Raw genomic sequence first — 16,060 nt, forward strand, 5'->3', positions numbered from 1 at the left:
ACCGAACAGGTGGAACAACGGTAAGACTGTGTTCATGGAAACGCACGAGAACCTCCTCGCCGGGCCGCCGCCGACCCTCATTCCGGACAACCCCGACGCGAGGGGAGCCCTTGAATCCGGTGCCAAGCCCAGCGATGTCGCCGCGCGCTTCCCGGCCTACTCCGCGGCCTGGGCGGCCCTCGCCGACGAATACTTCGCCAAAGGCCACGCCGTGACGTCGTACGCCTTCGCGCGCACCGGGTACCACCGGGGCCTCGACCAGCTCCGGCGCGCCGGCTGGAAGGGCCATGGCCCCATCCCGTGGGAGCACGCACCCAACAGGGGGTTCCTGCGCTGCCTGCACGCCCTCGCCCGCGCCGCGCAGGCGATCGGCGAGAAGGACGAGGCCGAGCGCTGCTCCACGTTCCTGCGTGACAGCAGCCCGGAGGCGGTAAAGGCCCTCAACAAGCAGTAAGCCACGCTTGGGCGACATCAGCCTGCTCGGGTAGTCTCTCAACGCAAGAGCCCCTGTCGCACTTGCGCCAGGGGTTTACGTTTTTGTGTGCGGGAGTTAACCATGCCGGCTGTCGTTCTCGTGGGCGCCCAGTGGGGCGATGAGGGCAAAGGTAAGGCCACCGACCTGCTGGGCGGTGAGGTGGACTACGTCGTCCGCTACCAGGGCGGCAACAACGCGGGCCACACGGTCGTGATCGGCGACCAGAAGTACGCCCTTCACCTGCTGCCCACCGGCGTGCTCTCGCCCGACGTCGTCCCGGTGATCGGCAACGGTGTGGTGATCGACCCGGGGGTGCTGCTCTCGGAGATCGACGGCCTGCTGGAGCGCGGCATCTCGTGCGACCGCCTGCTGATCTCGGCCAGCGCGCACCTGATCATGCCCCACCACAAGGCGCTGGACAAGGTGACCGAGCGTTACCTGGGCAAGGCCCGCATCGGCACCACCGGGCGCGGCATCGGCCCGGCGTACGGCGACAAGATCGCGCGCATGGGCGTCCGCGTGCAGGACCTGCTCGACCCGGGCATCCTCAGCCAGAAGATCGAGGTCGCGCTGAACGAGAAGAACCAGGTGCTGACCAAGGTCTACAACCGCAGGGGCATCGACGCGGCGAAGGTCCTGGAGGAGTACCTCGGCTACGCCGAACGGCTCAAGCCGCACATCGCCGACACCTCGCTCATCCTCAACAAGGCGCTCGACGACGGCAAGGTCGTCCTGCTGGAGGGCGGCCAGGGCAACCTGCTCGACATCGACCACGGCACCTACCCGTTCGTGACGTCGTCCTCGCCGACCTCCGGCGGCGCCTGCATCGGCTCGGGCATCCCGCCCACGCGGCTCACCCGCGTGATCGGCATCCTCAAGGCGTACACCACGCGCGTCGGCTCCGGGCCGTTCCCGACCGAGCTGACCGACGAGATGGGCGACTGGCTGCGCACCACCGGCGGCGAGTACGGCGTGACCACCGGCCGCAACCGCCGCTGCGGCTGGTTCGACGCGATCATCGCCCGGTACGCCACCCGCATCAACGGCGTCACCGACTTCTTCCTCACCAAGCTGGACGTCCTGTCCGGCCTGGAGCGCATCCCGGTCTGCGTCGCCTACGACGTGGACGGCGTGCGCCACGAGGAGATCCCGATGACGCAGACCGGCTTCCACCACGCCAAGCCGATCTACGAGGAGTTCCCGGGCTGGGAGGACGACATCACCGAGGCCAAGTCCTTCGAGGACCTGCCCAAGAACGCCCAGGACTACGTGCGGACGCTGGAGGAGCTCAGCGGGGCGCGCATCTCGGCCATCGGCGTCGGCCCCGGCCGCACCCAGACGCTCTCGCTGCGCCCGCTGATCTGACGGGCGGCCCGTGATCTCCCCCGGTCACGGCTTCTCCGCGCGCCGGAAGGGCGTTCCGGCGCGCGTTCACGGCCCCGCCTGAACGAGGTCAGGGCACGTGGACGATAGGGTGCGCCGTGTGCAGGTGGAGATACCGGAGATTCACGGCCACCGGGGGGCACGGGGTCTGCGCCCGGAGAACACCCTTCCCGGCATGGCCTTCACGCTCGAGCTCGGCGTCCACGCGATCGAGTTCGACGTCGCGCTCAGCGCCGACCGCAGGCTGGTGCTGACCCACGATTTGACGGTGTCGGCCGTGACCAGCGCCGACACCGCGCCCTTCACGGAGGACGACCCCGACTTCCCGTACGTCGGCAAGCCGATCCGGTCGCTCACGCTGACGCAGTTGCGCATGCTGGACGTCGGCGTGCGCCACCCCAGGACCAAGGACGACCGCTTCGCCGCCACCCAGGCCCGCGTGCCCGGCGCCCGCATGCCCACGCTGGGCGCCATGCTCGGCCTCGCCTCCGCGTACGGGGCCGACGACGTGCGGATGAACGTCGAGATCAAGTCCGACCCCACCCGGCCCGACCTGTCCGGCGACCCGCGCGAGGTGACCGAGCTGGTCGTCGACGAGCTGGAGCGGCACAAGCGGCTGGACGGCGCGGCGATCCTCAGCTTCGACTGGCGCGTCCTGCGCGTCGCCCGCGACCTGGTGCCGCTGCGCTACGCCCTGGTCGAGAAGGCGACGCTGGACCCGGCCTGGCTCGGCCTCGACCACGTCGCCGACTTCGGCGGCGACATCGCGGCGGCCGCGGCCTCCATCGGGGCCACCACCCTGTCGCCCGACCGCGTGCTGGTGGACGAGGAGCTGATGTCCCAGGCCGCGAAGGCCGGGCTGCCGGTCGCCGTGTGGACGGTCAACGACCCCGAGGAGGCCGCGCGCCTGCTCGACCTCGGCGTCGCGGGCATCGTCACCGACTACCCGGACCGCATGCGCGACCTGTGGACGCGGCGCGGCCTCGCCCTGCCTCATCCGGCCGTGAGCCCGAGTCCCACTCGCCCGTGATCGCCGTGGTTCGACCGGTTCGCGGCCGGGCGTACGGCGTCCGCGATCCTCGGCGATCCGTCCGCGATCCATCCGCGATGCTCGGCGAGTCACAACATCAACTGGAGTGGGCGCGGGAGTATCGTGCGGGGAACTAAAGTGACGGGATCATCGTCCTGAGGCGATCCCGGCGCCAGGACGCCCACGACCGGAGGTCACCGATGCAGGCGGAGCCGCGCATTGAGCCGCGCATGTCGAGCTGGGCCATCGAGCGCTTCGGCGTGCGTGCCGCGGACGTGAGAAACCGGCTCGCCGCGTCCCTCAAAGAGGCCGCCGAGAACGCTCAGGACGCGCAGAAGTGGTCCAGAAGCGACAAGCGGTACGCGTACGGCTCGACGCTGATGGCGCGGCGCTACGAGGCGCTGGTGGCCGGTTTCAGGACCGAGCCGGGGTTCCAGGTCATCCGGCCCTACCGCTCGCCGCACCACCTCGTCGTCCTGGACGGCAACCTGTTCCTGCCCTTCCGCTACGCCGAGGACGACACGACCCCGATCTCCGAGGCCCGCATCAGCGACGGGCGCGTCTCGGCGCTCGCCCGCGAGCTGTTCACCCGCTACGGCCCCCGGACGATCTACACCCAGGAGGAGCTCGACCTCGGCGTGGACGAGGGCGACGACGAGCTGGACGAGGTGCGTCCCCTCCTCGCCAAGCTGCCCGCCGACACGCGGCTGATCCCGGTCGCCTACGCCGCGAACTCGCAGGCCGGCCTGCTGCGGCTCTTCTGGGGCGAGGCCGAGCTGATCGACGACATAGGGCACATCCACTGGCTCCACTACGAGCCGATCCCGCTGCTCGCCGCCTCCTCGCCGTGGACGCCGCAGGCCCTGCCGCTGGACGACCGTCCGGAGGTCGCCGCCCGCTTCGACGCCGCCGCCGAGCCGGACCTCACGCTCACCCGCCGCCCGGCCGTGGAACGCGAGAACCCCGCGCTGTTCCCCGTCTTCAGCGAGCCCTACGACGAACCGCGGACCGCCGACGCCGATGAGCGAGCGTAAGGATGACGGCGGCCGGCACCCTGGCCCGGCTCGGGGCCAGATCCGCCTCTTCGACCAGGCGGGCTCGGGAGGACGAGGCGGGCCCACGCCGCAGGCCGTCGCCGACGCCTTCGACCAGGCGCGCCTCACCCAGGCGCGGCGGCTGGCCGGGCTGACCAAAAAGGACCTCGCCGAGCGCATCGGCGTCACCCCGGCGGCGGTCGGGCAGTACGAGACCGGCGCCACCCACCCGCGGCCCGACCTCGTCCCCCGGCTGGCCGAGGCCCTCGGCGTGCCCATGGCGTTCTTCCTGCCAGGCCGCCCGCACGCCAAGCTGGACGGGTCGATGGCGCACTTCCGCAGCCTGCGCTCCACCCGCGTCCACCAGCGGGTCAAGGCCGTCGCGTTCGTCGAGCAGGTCTGGGAGCTCACCCACGCCCTGGAGAAGCGCGTACGGCTGCCGCACGTCGACCTGCCCGGCTTCTCCGGCGGCGAGGTCCACTCGGGCGTCGAGCTGCCCCGCGACCCGGCCGCCGCCGCCCGCGAGCTGCGCCGCCACTGGGGCCTCGGCACCGGCCCGATCGCCCACCTGGTGCGCCAGATGGAGGCCCACGGCATCGTCGTCGTCCTGCCCCCTCCCGACGAGGACGCGACGACGGTCGACGCGTTCTCGACGTCGCAGCTCCCCCGGCCGATCGTCGTGCTGACCGCCAACCGCTTCGACGACATCCACCGCTACCGCTTCACCGCCGCCCACGAGCTGGGGCATCTCGTCCTGCACGGCGAGACGGCGGCGGGCGACGTCCAGCAGGAGCGCGAGGCCGACACCTTCGCCGCCGAGTTCCTCACGCCGCGCGACAGCATCCTGCCCGACCTCCCCCGCCGCCTGGACCTGCGCCGCCTGGCCGAGCTCAAGCACGTGTGGGGCGTCTCGGTCGACTCCCTGCTGTACCGCTGCCGCGAGGTGGGCCTGCTGTCGGACTCTGCCGCCGGCCGCGCGTACCAGCGCCTCGCGGCCCTGCGCGATCAGCCGGGGTTCGCCAACGAGCCCATAACCGGCTATCCGGGCGAGCATCCGGTCCTGCTGTCCCAGGCGTTCGACCTGGCGGCGGCCGAGACGGGCCTCACCATGCCCGCCCTGGCCACCCAACTGGCCTGGACGGTCCCCCGCGTCCGCCAACTCCTCGGCCTCCCGGACCACCGCCCCCAGCTGCGCATCGTCCCCTGACCACCGCACCGATCGGGATGGCCGCTCTGCCGTCGGCCGCGTAGAAACGTACGCATACACGGCAGACCGAATCGTGGGACGATCGCGGTGTGCCGCCGTGCGGTGGCGGCCGGTGATCACGGCGACGACATCGGAGTGGCCGAAGATGGCAGCGCAACCCCCGTTAGGACCGTCGTCCACGCCGTGGGCGCGCCTCGCCGTGGCGCTCGCGGCCCTCGGCCCGCCGACCCTCGTCGGCGCGGGGCTGTGGCCGGACGTCCAGACGCATCCGGTGCTGAGCGGGCTGGCGCTCCTCGGGTACTGGATCGCGCTGGCGGTCGTCGAGTTCCTGCGGCAGGTCGGCAAGGCCGTCCAGGACAAATGGGTGCAGCGCGTCGCCGATCTCGTGGACGCGACCGTGACGGACCGCCTGGCCCGCACCCGCAGGACGTACCTCAAGCACCTGGCGGCGAGCATCCGCTACATCGACGTGCGCGGCCTGACCACGATCGGCGAGTACGCCCTGGAACTGCGGCAGGTGTACGTGGACGTGAGCCTCGTCCCCCGCGCCGTCCACGAGACCCTGCGAGAGCCGCTCACCGGGACCGTCAAGGCCGAGCCCCCGCGCGAACCGCTCACCGGGACCGTCGCGGCCGAAACGTCGCGGGAACCACTGGCCCGGACCGTCACGGCCGACCAGCGGCGCTCCCTCCAGTCCTTCCTCGACGCCGACCGGGCGGGCGTGTTCGCGGTCATCGGGGCGCCGGGCTCGGGAAAGACCACCCTGCTACGGCGGACGACCCTCGACCTGTGCCGGTCCCGGCGCGGCGACCTGCCGATCCTGCTCTACCTACGCGACCACATCCAGGCCGTCCTGGACGATCCGGACGTCACGCTCGGCGCGATCGCGGCCGGGCAGCCCTGGCTGAAGGGACGGATCCCGGCCACCTGGTTCGAGCGGTGCCTGCAGAAGGGGCGCTGCCGGGTGATGCTGGACGGCCTGGACGAGGTCGCGAAGGAGGAAGACCGCAAGGCGGTCGTCCGGTGGATGTCCCAGCAGACCATCCGCTACTCCGGCAACACCTTCGTGGTCACCTCCCGGCCGCACGGGTACCACGACAACCCGCTGAACGACGCCACCGTCCTTCAGGTGCGGCGGTTCACCCCCGAGCAGATCGCGTCCTTCCTGCACGGCTGGTACCACGCGATCGAACAGCGCAGCACCGGCGAGACCGGGCCCGAGACGCGGGCACGGGCCCGGAACCATGCCGACGACCTGCTCGAACGCCTGCGCAGAAAGCCCGCGCTCTACGACCTCGCCGCCAACCCGCTGCTGCTGACGATGATCGCCAACGTCCACCGCTACCGGGGCGCGCTCCCGGGCAGCCGCGCCGGCCTGTACGGCGAGATGTGCGAGGTGCTCCTCCACCGGCGGCAGGAGTCCAAGGGCCTGGCCGACCACGGCACCGCCCTTCGCGGGGAGCAGAAGGAACGCGTCGTCCGCGAACTTGCCCTGACCATGATGCTCCGGGGCGTGAAGGACATCTCCGTCGAAGGAGCGCGCAAAGCCATCGGACCCGCTCTGGCCCGCGTGTCCCGCGACGTCACCCCCGAGGCGTTCCTCGCCGAGACCGAGAAGAGCGGCCTGATCGTCGAACGCGAGAGCGGCATCCTCGCCTTCGCGCACCTGACGTTGCAGGAGTACCTCGCCGCCACCGAGATCAAGCAGGAGAAACAGCCGTCGTTCCTCGCCAAGCGCGTGGACGACCCGGCGTGGCGGGAGACGACCCTGCTGTGGTCGGCGACCGCCGACGCGAGCCCCGTGGTCGAATCCTGCCTGACCTCCGGAACCGTCCGGGCCCTCGCCCTGGCCTTCGACTGCGCCGACGAGGCCCGCGAACTGTCCCCCGACCTCCGGGACCGCCTGGAATCTCTCCTCTCGTCCCCGACTTCAGAGGGACCGGACGCTGACGGCCATCGCCGGCTGATCACCGCAATCAAGATCAACCGCGCCCTCCGCGACGTGATCCACATGGAGGAAGGCACCGCGCTCTGCGCCCACCCGGTCACCAGCGATCTCTACCGGCTGTTCACCGAGAACGCGGCCGGATCGCACTACCCCCCGGAGCACATCACCGCCAACGACTGGCCGAGCACGGAAACGCCCATCACAGGCCTGTGGCCGAACGACGTGACCCGGTTCGTGGACTGGCTAAACTTCTTCTCCGCCGACGCGTCCGCCTACCGCCTTCCGACCACTGCCGAGCTCTCCGACCCCGCGATCAACCTCGTAGTGGACCTCACGCGCTCACGCCCCTGGGCTGGGGACGGCAGGGACATCACCCTGCACGGCACCAGCTTCCTGTCACACGACTTCCGTCGCGTCACCGAGATGCCGCTGTTCGACTACGATCAGATCAGGCCATACCTGCTGAACGCCACCGTCCTCGCCCTGATCGGCACAGCGAAAGATGCCCGCGTCGCCCGCCTGTCCCGCCTCGACAACAAACTCGCGGCACATCTGAGCCCGGCCCTCACGTACGCCAGAGGGGCAAGCGACATCGCTCGCCATGTCCTCCTCGAACGTGAACTCGTCCATCTCGTCGCCCGCAACAGGTTCCAGGACATGGGTCTCGAACTGAGATTGGCCGCGATCCGCGCCCGCATGCTCGACGATGACATGACTCTCGCCAAAGACCCCCGCATCGACAGAATTCGACGGATCGGGGAGCTGCTCGACATCGAGGCGACACGTCCGCCTGACGAGAGCATCGAGATCATAGATCGCGCGTACGCCGAAGTCCTGGAGGACGTCGAAGAACTCGTGGACGAGAACTGCCCCCTTCTGGCGCTCACCGACAACGTCACTGAGGGAAGAATCGTCCGTGACTACAGGCGGCTCCTTGGCGCGGCCCACGAGCTCGCGAGCAACATCGTCATCCACGGCGAGCCGGCCTCCGAAAGGGGAGGCCACGACGGCGCCGAACATCGGCTGCTCCTGCTCGCATCGGCCACGCTCTGCCTCGTCTGGTGGCTGGGCAATTCTCCCAACCGTCCACCCGCGTTGAAATGGGTGCCGAAGAACATTGATGATCTTCCTGCGGCGATCGCTGAATTCATGCCCGAGTACAGCGAGATGAGGGTCGTGCCCGGTGACCTGACGAAATTCTTTCGCTCGACCTACGGCCACGTGCTCGACAAGGTCGGCGACCGGTCAGGAAACGCTCTCTGGCCCATAGCGTCGGCACTCGTAACGGATATCGTCGCCGTACTGGAGCCGATTTTGGAGCGCCGCGCTCCCTACGACAGACACCGGGTGCGCGCCGCACGGATCGCCGCTTTGGCGGTCGCCGTTCTGGCCGAGGTCGACACTCAGCGGACCGACGACGACGCGATCATAGAGCTCATCCTGATGGCGCACATCCTGTCGCTCCTTGAGTGCCGCGCATCCGGGTCCATCACTCCGCCGGACGTCCTTCTCCTGGTTCGCGGCTGAGCGGAATCGGCGGCCCGTCGAAGCGACCCGTTGAATTCGATGCCTGGGATGCCGAAACGGCGGGTCGCTCGTTCGACGTCCAGGTGAGAGGGCGAACCCGGGCGCGCGACTGGTTCTCGACCACCCGCAACCGCCCCGAACCCCCACCGCCGGCGGAGTGCGGATGATCACCCGCAAGGGCGGCCATGGCTGTCGGGTGGGGCGGTCAGAGGTCGGGGGTGGCGGGGGGATGAGGCCGCTTTCGTAGGCGAAGACCACCACCTGGGCGCGACCACGCAGCCCGAGCTTGACCAGCACGCGGCTCAGATGCGTCTTGACCGTCGCCTCGGCCAGATGCAACGCCGCGGCCGAATCACCCACGGCGACCAGAGAGTAGAAGCGCACGATCGCCTGGCAACCGCGCGTAGGTGATCGAGCCCGCCCCCTCGCGATGGCATCCCAGCCCATCGCCGTGCTTAATGGCGCGCCCCCGTGACGATGCTGCCGTAACCACTGAGCCGTCAGGCGAACACATCCTCAACGGCAGCGACCGTCAGCGCCCGCTGGAGCCATATGTCCAACTGCGCCGCGTCCGTACACGCCAGAATGCGACTACGCGCCTCCTCCGGGACGGAAAGCCCACGACTGTCCAGGATCATCACGATCGCCTCAGCCTTGCCTTCCGCCTTGCCTTCCGCCTTGCCTTCCGCGACGTACTTCTTCGCGAAGTCGCTCTGGTACTCGTAGGTCCCCACGGCCATTAATTCCTCCATATGCTTGCGGGCCAGCTCAGGGAGCATCTTCAGAACAATGTCAGCGTACAACCGGGACCGCTCGTCATCGAGGGTGGTCAGGGCGGCGTGGAAGGCCTCCAGAACCGGCTGGCCGTCCAGGTCGCCACCATGGGCCACCGCCGACAGCACCGCGAATTCCGGCGCATTGATCGCCTCAGCGGGGTCCGTCAACGCCGGGATCGCGTCCGGGCCGGCGACGAGGGGAACGAGCCGCCAGCCGGGATGTCCCATGTCGATCGGTTTCATGCACCACCGGGCGGTGGGCGCGTCAGGGCAGATGACCAGCAGGATCGCGGGGCAGCGCGTCCGCGCCCGCACCGCCGCCAGATACACCGGCCAACTCCATCGTTTGTCGTAGTCACGGCCTCGCTGCACCTCCACCACGACGGTGAGCACCGGCTTTTTGTCCGAGAACGTCACCACCGCGTCCGCCTGGTACTGCACCGGTGGGCACTGCGTGAGATCACCCGATTCGATCCTGGCCTCACGGTAGCTCGGAATCGTCAACCCCAAGGCGCGGACCAGCAACTCCGCGGCCATTTCAGGGCGGTTCTTGAAAAGCATAATGAATGCTTCATGTTCCAACGTGGGCATGGGCAGGACGTTAGCAGGAGAGCAAAGCCCGAACAAAACTTCGACAGATAATCATCCGAACACCCAGAAGGCAAGTGAAAAATCACATTTCGAGCCAAATCGATTTAAGGTACGACCGTGCGCAAATCAGTCACATGGTGCCCAAAATATTCACCCCATCCGCAATGAGCCGCAGATACTGCATACGAATTCAGCTCGCCCGTCGTTCACCCCTAGCCGGTGATGAGATCGCGCCACGCCTGCGAGAAACCCATGAAACCGCCTCTGGACGACGGCGCGGAGCATCCAGCGATCAACAGGAAGCGGGGGTTAACGGTTGGATCGACGGTCTGGGCGCGGGCGGTGCCGTCGACGTGCACGACGGCGGGGATCAGTGCAGCCCGGTCGGGGCGTACGGCCGGGGCCGGCAGCATGAACGGTGATCCGGCGGCATCGAGGCCGAACCAGCGTGAACCGTCGGCGTGCAAAACGGCGGGTGCGAACGGGCGGAACGGCTCACGGTGCTTGATGTGGTGTTTGAGGGCGTCGCGGGTGGCGGTGGTGCGGGGGTCGGCGAGGATGGAGCGGTGGCCGAGAGCGCGGGGCCCGAGCTCGCTGCCGCCGGAAAACCAAGGGAGGCTCCGCCCCGCCCACTGCGGTTCCGCGTCATCCCCAACGACGAACAGGTGGACTCTGTCAGGTGGCTCCGTTTCCACGGCTCCCGGGCTGAGAAGCTTCCGTGGCCTACGCCGCTCCGGCGCCTTCTATTGACGTGGGCTCGACCTCGATCGCGAAGACCCCGAGCCGCTCCTTCTCCGGTGGGTATATGCCACGGATCACGGACAGGAGCCCGTCACGGCTCTCACCGAGGTCCCCGCCGATCGACCGGGCGTCCTCGTGGTCGAGCATGGCATCGAACGACGCGTACTCGGTGACCCTCTTCACCGTGGTCACCAGCCGAACATCCCCCGACACGAACACCAGCGACTCCCCGGCCCGAATCCTCCGTACCTTCGGATACCCGACCCGAACCTCAACGGTCTTCACCGCATCCGCGATGAGCCGCAAATACGTCATACGAATGTTCAGCTCGCGCGTGGCTGAGGTCTCATTCATAGTTGCCCCTAGTCGGCAACCGGGCTGCGATGCGCCTGGATGTACGCCTCGTGAAACTCCTGCACAACGCCCAGTTTCGGGTACCTGGCGGTCAGGACCCGGTCGAGATCGCCCGCCCGGGTCCGAACCGAGTCGACCAAGTGCGTGCCGGCCAGAGCCTGGCGTCCGAGCACAGCCGCCTCGTCCGGCGTCCCCAATTCGGTCAAAGCGATACCCAGATCGATCCGGGCGATCGCTTCCCTGCTCGGGGAGCGATCTGCGGCCGGGAGAGCCATATGAGCCGCCAGCGCCGATTGTGCGTGCGCTCTCGCCTTCTCAAAGTCACCGTGCTCACCATCCCCGAGCCAGATGTACGCCGAAGCCGGATAGGAGGTGACCGCCAAGGAAGCCAGGTTTCCGGTGTCCATGGCGAAACGCATCGGCGCGCGAGCCGGAAGCCGCTCGTACCGTTCACCGGCGTCGCGAAGAAGTGCTTCACATTCTTCACGTTGCCCGAGCCGGGCATGGGCGCGCGCCGCCTGAGCGCGTAGTCGAATGGCCAGCGGATGATCCGCGGCGGCCTTGGCGATCCCCCGATGTGCGGCGGCGATCGCATGTGCGGGCCGGTCGGTATAGATGCTGACCGAGGCCAAAGCGTCAGTGGCCCATGCGCACAACTCGTTGTGCGCCGCCTGGTCGGCATGTTCGAAGGAGTCGATCGCCCATGCTTCGGCGGCCAGCGGATCGCCAAGGTCGTGCGCCAGCCACGCGAGCATCTCGGAGACCCATGCCGCGTAGACGTACAACTCGCGTCCCTCTTTGAGGGTATGCCGCCCTCGGATCAGCTCCCCGATTCGTCGCCGATACGTCCGTGCCATCGTGAACAGCTCGACAGGGGGCTCCACGCCGTAACCACGGTTAAGGGCGGTCGTAGCAGCCTCAAGGTGCGCGAGCGTCCCGGCACCGAGCGAACTGACACCTGCGAGGCGGGTGAATTCCATCGCCTCGCATGCGGAATCACGTAGGACCCGCTGCAACAGCGAGGGGGTTATCGCGGCGACGACCCCCAGCTTCAGAGCGTTACGGCGCTTCGTCGGCTCGACCTCCTCTATGGTGCGCGCGTCCTCGTCACATCCATAGAACAACTCACGCTCGCGGACGTCGAATGCGATCGCATAAGCGGTGGCCCAGTCCCGCGGGAAGTGCCGCCCGCCCTCCCAGTTTCGGATCTGCCGGGCGATGGAGTCGACCGAGCCATGTTCATAGCCCGCCGCACGGAGAAGGCGCCGGGCCATCTCCCGCTTGTTCCAGTCGCGTGCCTCACGCTCGTCTCGAAGCCGGACCGCCCATGCCGGGGGCTGTTGTTCGGTCATCCGCCTGCACCAATCGTCGATCAGGGGGCGGACAGTCGCCATGTCCGCATCACTTACCGCCAGTATCCGCCTACCGAACGTGACAGTGCCGGGTTTCACTGGCACCAACGAACGCTCTCGCCGGGAAATCGCGAGTCATACGTGGATGACGAGCCCGACCCGGCCGGGGCACGGAACCGGGCACCGCGGGGCCCGACCAGGAAGGACACCTTGACCATGAGCAAGGCCGGAATCATCCGGTTTCGCCGGCACGTCGCTCCGGGCTTCGAGTCGCCCAGGGGGGAGACCTCACGGTGAGCCGCGCGCCGGGACGACACCGGATCGGAGTCCCCACTCAACTCTCCGGGCCGTATTCCATCTCTTTGTCGTCGTAGCGGCGAAGTGAAGCTGGAGGCAGCCTGAACCGGGGGTCGCCGGGGAGGGTAGGAGCAGCCTCGACAAAGTCGCGTCGGCCCAGCACTACCGGATGGGCCGAGCGCGGTGAGCGAGACGGGAAGGTATACGCGAGGAACCGGTGTTGTTACGCCTCTTAACGAACCGCCAGCTCAAACCCGGTGGATCTGGGCTGGAACGCGGTGCGCACCCATCTGCCGAACTGCGGCAGACGGGGAACTCCTGGCAGGGTCTTAGGAGTCTGGGCCGGGAGGCCATGGTGAATTGTCTACGGCGTAATCATGGCAATACCGCAGGGGTAGAGCCGGGTGCCTAACCCGTCAACCGGATAGCAGTGAACGTGGGAACCATCCGTGTGCGTTCCCTCGAATTTTCTAAGCCAGAGAAAATGCGGAGGGATAGGTGCGACGCCGACCGAAGGCGCGGGTGGGGCGGAGCCGCCGTAGTACTCCGAGCCAGGGAAAGCCTGTGCGCATGGGGAAGGGCGGCAGCATGTCAGATAAGAAGGGAAAGCAATGTCCGAAGAAGCGCCGGTGAATATTGGCGCTATAAGGTGGCCGGATCTGGATTCGGCCTACTTTACGGTACGGAGAATGCAGACCAAATTGCACTGCTGGGCTGGAGAAGAGTCCTCTCGCCGGTTCGGTGACCTGTTCAACCTCGTCTACGACCCAGCGTTCCTCATGCATGCCTGGGAGCGGGTGTCAACCAATAAGGGCGCTAAGACGCCGGGGATCGACAAGGCCACAGCGGCCTGGATCGAAACCCGGATGGGGTCGATGTTTTCCTGAACCAAATCCGGAACTCGCTCAAGTCGAGCGAGTTCCGGCCGGTGGAAGTGCGTCAGGTGCAGATACCCAAGGCGAACGGGAAACTCCGGAAGCTCGGTATACCCACCATCGCGGACCGAGTGGTGCAGGCAAGCCTGAAACTAGTGCTAGAACCTATCTTCGAGGCGGACTTCAAACCGTGCTCGTATGGGTTCCGCCCGAATCGGCGCGCACAAGATGCTATAGCCGAGATCCATCATCTCGCTTCCCATCCGACAAGCTAAATGGATACTGGAAGCAGATATCAAAGCGTGTTTCGATGAAATATCGCACATAGCTCTGATGAAACGCTTCCGGGCGAGGATCAAGGACAAGCGCCTGTGCGCACTGGTGAAAGCGTTCCTGAAATCCGGAGTCCTCACAGAATTCGGAGACCGGGAAGAAACACTGACTGGAACACCACAAGGGGGCATCCTTTCCCCGCTGCTCGCCAATATCGCTCTGTCTGAGCTGGACGATCACTTCGAACGGCAAAGGAACGAGAAGATGGGCACGCAAGGGTGGCGGCGCAGTCGCAGGAGACGCGGCCTCGGCAACTGGCGGCTCGTCCGCTACTGCGACGACTTCGTCTTCGTGGTTGATGGGGAGCGTCATCACGCCGAGGAGCTGCGGCAGCAGGTGGCGGCCGTTCTCGCCCCAGTGGGCTTGCGGCTGTCACCGGAAAAGACCCGCGTGGTCCACATCGATGAGGGCTTTGACTTCCTCGGGTTCCATATCCGCAGAATGCGTAAACGAGGAACACAAAAGCACTACGTCTACACCACACCTTCTAAGAAGGCCATCCAGGCCATCAAAGATAAAGTGCGGGCTAAGACGTACAGGTCAACGCTCCATTGGGACCTGGACAAGCTGATCATTAGCCTGAACAGGTCCCTGCGCGGATGGGCGAACTACTTCCGCTATGGGGTATCCAAGGCAACATTCAACGACATCGATTGGTTCACGTGGGGCCGGTTGATGCGCTGGATACGCCGTAAATACAAACATGGAAACCGTCGGATCGGAATGCCAGAACTCCGCCGTCGCTTCTGCGACCAAGGATGGCGGTTCGCCTATAACGGGGCGGTTTTAACCGGCGCATCCAGCGTCGCAGTGACCCGTTACCGCTACCGCGGCGAGACCATACCGACCCCGTGGACACCGACACCGGCAACGGTCACGTAATAACCAGCAGGAAAGACATGCGGAGCGCCCGTTGCGTGGAGACACGCACGGCGGGTGCGGCGGGCGGGCCGGGGAAACCCGTCGGGAGCAATCCCGATAGGGCGCCCCGGTCCGACCCAACCGGCGTGGGGATCCGCCGCTTCATCGCGATCGCGACCTGGCACGCACCCTCACCATTGCGCATCGAAGCCGTGACCGTCAGGGAACTGCGCGAGCTGATGCGCGAGGCCGAGAACGGCGCGGTGGTCTCTGTGGAGCCGTCCTGGACGTGGGTGGCGTAACAGGCCATGACAGTCACATCCCACAGACCAGAGTCTTGCCTCCCCGATCCGGTATCGAAGGAAATATCCCTCCCCATCCAGATACCAGCCTACGAACGGAGCGCTATGCCCCCATGTGAAGCCTTTACCCCGGAGCCTCGCCTGGCCCCGCGGCCACCGGTTGAGTCCGGGGCCGAGGGGTGGAACGAGAAGGACTGCGGCGTGGGGCTCGCGCATGTCGGAGCTCTTGTCGGAACGCTCGTTCCGGGTTGCGGGGGACGGCGGGCCAGGGCGCTGGTAAGGGAAATCTTGATGAAGGCGGGGGTGGGAGCGGAAGACGTCTCCGACGCGGAGGTCATCGTGGCAGAGCTCACGGCCAACGTGGAGCGGCACGCCGCAGAGCCGTACGAGGTGCGCGTCATCAGCGTCGCCGACGTACCCATTTGGTGTGAGGTGGTGGATGGAAGCCCGGATACCGAGAAAGTTGAAGTCTCACTACAACGGCTGCGCGCGCAGGGGACAACCGACGTGCCGTTTCTCGCCGAAGACACCCTGGCTGAGAACGGCCGCGGACTGCTGCTGACCTACCGGCTTTCCGGCGGCCGATGCGCCGTGTACGCGACAACGACCTCCAGCACCGGCACACCAGGCAAGGCAGTCGGGTTCGCCCTCGCTGTAGGTGGGCGTGGTTAACGAGCCGGCCATGGGATGAAACATCGGTGGATCGCCGAGCGGAGCTGCGGGTTCGCGGCTGGAGCCCACGCAAGCCTGGGGTCGAAGGGGCGAAGCCCCTTGGGAAAACAGAGCCCGAGCCGGAGCGCCCCCCGGGCGCGGAGGCGAGGACCATTTCCAGCGAGGACCATTTCCAGCGGAGACAGTTCCAGCGGAGACAGTTCCAGCAGGGACCCGCTTCCGGGGGGCGCGGTCCGGCCTTCGCGGGGGGCGGGTTCTGCTTGGTTTGGGGGGCGATATGGCTTGTATTCGGTTATGTCGGG

Annotated in this window: 15 protein-coding genes and 1 pseudogene; 11 read left to right on the forward strand and 5 right to left on the reverse strand. The window is 67.3% G+C overall.

Annotation, left to right across the window (positions count from 1 at the left end; all coding sequences use genetic code 11):
• Window positions 1–34: 34 nt before the first annotated feature.
• The 6 genes from AB0M95_RS23730 (at window position 35) to AB0M95_RS23755 (ending at window position 8,604) form a co-directional block, all read left to right on the forward strand.
• On the forward strand, window positions 35–454 hold the full coding sequence (locus tag AB0M95_RS23730) for a DUF3151 domain-containing protein (protein WP_363768379.1): 420 nt from the start codon (window positions 35–37) through the stop codon (window positions 452–454).
• 102 nt (window positions 455–556) lie between these two features.
• On the forward strand, window positions 557–1,840 hold the full coding sequence (locus AB0M95_RS23735) for an adenylosuccinate synthase (RefSeq protein ID WP_358518393.1): 1,284 nt from the start codon (window positions 557–559) through the stop codon (window positions 1,838–1,840).
• Window positions 1,841–1,964: 124 nt separating this feature from the next.
• A complete protein-coding gene (locus AB0M95_RS23740) occupies window positions 1,965–2,888 on the forward strand; it encodes a glycerophosphodiester phosphodiesterase family protein (RefSeq protein ID WP_363768465.1) in 924 nt (307 codons plus the stop codon).
• A gap of 230 nt (window positions 2,889–3,118) precedes the next feature.
• Complete coding sequence (locus AB0M95_RS23745) at window positions 3,119–3,922, forward strand: hypothetical protein (RefSeq protein ID WP_363768383.1); 804 nt, start codon at window positions 3,119–3,121, stop codon at window positions 3,920–3,922.
• Window positions 3,909–5,129, forward strand: coding sequence for an XRE family transcriptional regulator (locus AB0M95_RS23750; protein ID WP_363768386.1), 1,221 nt, complete (start codon window positions 3,909–3,911; stop codon window positions 5,127–5,129). Before AB0M95_RS23745 ends, AB0M95_RS23750 begins: the two co-directional genes overlap by 14 nt.
• A gap of 145 nt (window positions 5,130–5,274) precedes the next feature.
• A complete protein-coding gene (locus AB0M95_RS23755; protein ID WP_363768389.1) occupies window positions 5,275–8,604 on the forward strand; it encodes an NACHT domain-containing protein in 3,330 nt (1,109 codons plus the stop codon).
• Between the two features lie 222 nt (window positions 8,605–8,826).
• Here AB0M95_RS23755 and AB0M95_RS23760 read toward each other — a convergent pair.
• From AB0M95_RS23760 to AB0M95_RS23780, 5 genes and pseudogenes are all read right to left on the reverse strand, one after another.
• A pseudogene (locus AB0M95_RS23760) lies at window positions 8,827–8,943 on the reverse strand (LuxR C-terminal-related transcriptional regulator); the annotation flags it as partial.
• Between the two features lie 161 nt (window positions 8,944–9,104).
• Window positions 9,105–9,971: a hypothetical protein gene (locus AB0M95_RS23765; protein ID WP_363768392.1), complete on the reverse strand. Its 867-nt coding sequence runs from the start codon at window positions 9,969–9,971 to the stop codon at window positions 9,105–9,107.
• 212 nt (window positions 9,972–10,183) lie between these two features.
• The gene (locus AB0M95_RS23770; RefSeq protein ID WP_363768395.1) at window positions 10,184–10,666 is read right to left on the reverse strand and encodes a carbamoyltransferase C-terminal domain-containing protein; all 483 of its coding nucleotides are present in this window, start codon (window positions 10,664–10,666) and stop codon (window positions 10,184–10,186) included.
• Between the two features lie 28 nt (window positions 10,667–10,694).
• Complete coding sequence (locus tag AB0M95_RS23775) at window positions 10,695–11,066, reverse strand: ASCH domain-containing protein (protein ID WP_363768398.1); 372 nt, start codon at window positions 11,064–11,066, stop codon at window positions 10,695–10,697.
• A gap of 8 nt (window positions 11,067–11,074) precedes the next feature.
• Entirely contained in the window at window positions 11,075–12,418 is a 1,344-nt protein-coding gene (locus AB0M95_RS23780; RefSeq protein ID WP_363768401.1) for a hypothetical protein, read from the reverse strand.
• 986 nt (window positions 12,419–13,404) lie between these two features.
• On the opposite strand from AB0M95_RS23780, the gene AB0M95_RS23785 reads away from it, so the two are divergent.
• From AB0M95_RS23785 to AB0M95_RS23805, 5 genes are all read left to right on the forward strand, one after another.
• Complete coding sequence (locus tag AB0M95_RS23785) at window positions 13,405–13,602, forward strand: hypothetical protein (protein WP_363768404.1); 198 nt, start codon at window positions 13,405–13,407, stop codon at window positions 13,600–13,602.
• Between the two features lie 56 nt (window positions 13,603–13,658).
• Window positions 13,659–13,865 carry a reverse transcriptase domain-containing protein gene (locus AB0M95_RS23790; RefSeq protein ID WP_363768407.1) on the forward strand — a complete coding sequence of 69 codons (207 nt, stop codon included), beginning with the start codon at window positions 13,659–13,661 and terminating at the stop codon, window positions 13,863–13,865.
• Complete coding sequence (locus AB0M95_RS23795) at window positions 13,852–14,805, forward strand: reverse transcriptase domain-containing protein (protein ID WP_363768468.1); 954 nt, start codon at window positions 13,852–13,854, stop codon at window positions 14,803–14,805. Before AB0M95_RS23790 ends, AB0M95_RS23795 begins: the two co-directional genes overlap by 14 nt.
• A gap of 125 nt (window positions 14,806–14,930) precedes the next feature.
• The gene (locus AB0M95_RS23800) at window positions 14,931–15,086 is read left to right on the forward strand and encodes a hypothetical protein (RefSeq protein WP_363768410.1); all 156 of its coding nucleotides are present in this window, start codon (window positions 14,931–14,933) and stop codon (window positions 15,084–15,086) included.
• A gap of 105 nt (window positions 15,087–15,191) precedes the next feature.
• Window positions 15,192–15,758: an ATP-binding protein gene (locus AB0M95_RS23805; protein ID WP_363768471.1), complete on the forward strand. Its 567-nt coding sequence runs from the start codon at window positions 15,192–15,194 to the stop codon at window positions 15,756–15,758.
• Window positions 15,759–16,060 lie beyond the last annotated feature (302 nt).

It is taken from the genome of Sphaerisporangium sp. NPDC051017 (genome assembly GCF_040683095.1).
Classification (GTDB): Bacteria; Actinomycetota; Actinomycetes; order Streptosporangiales; family Streptosporangiaceae; genus Sphaerisporangium.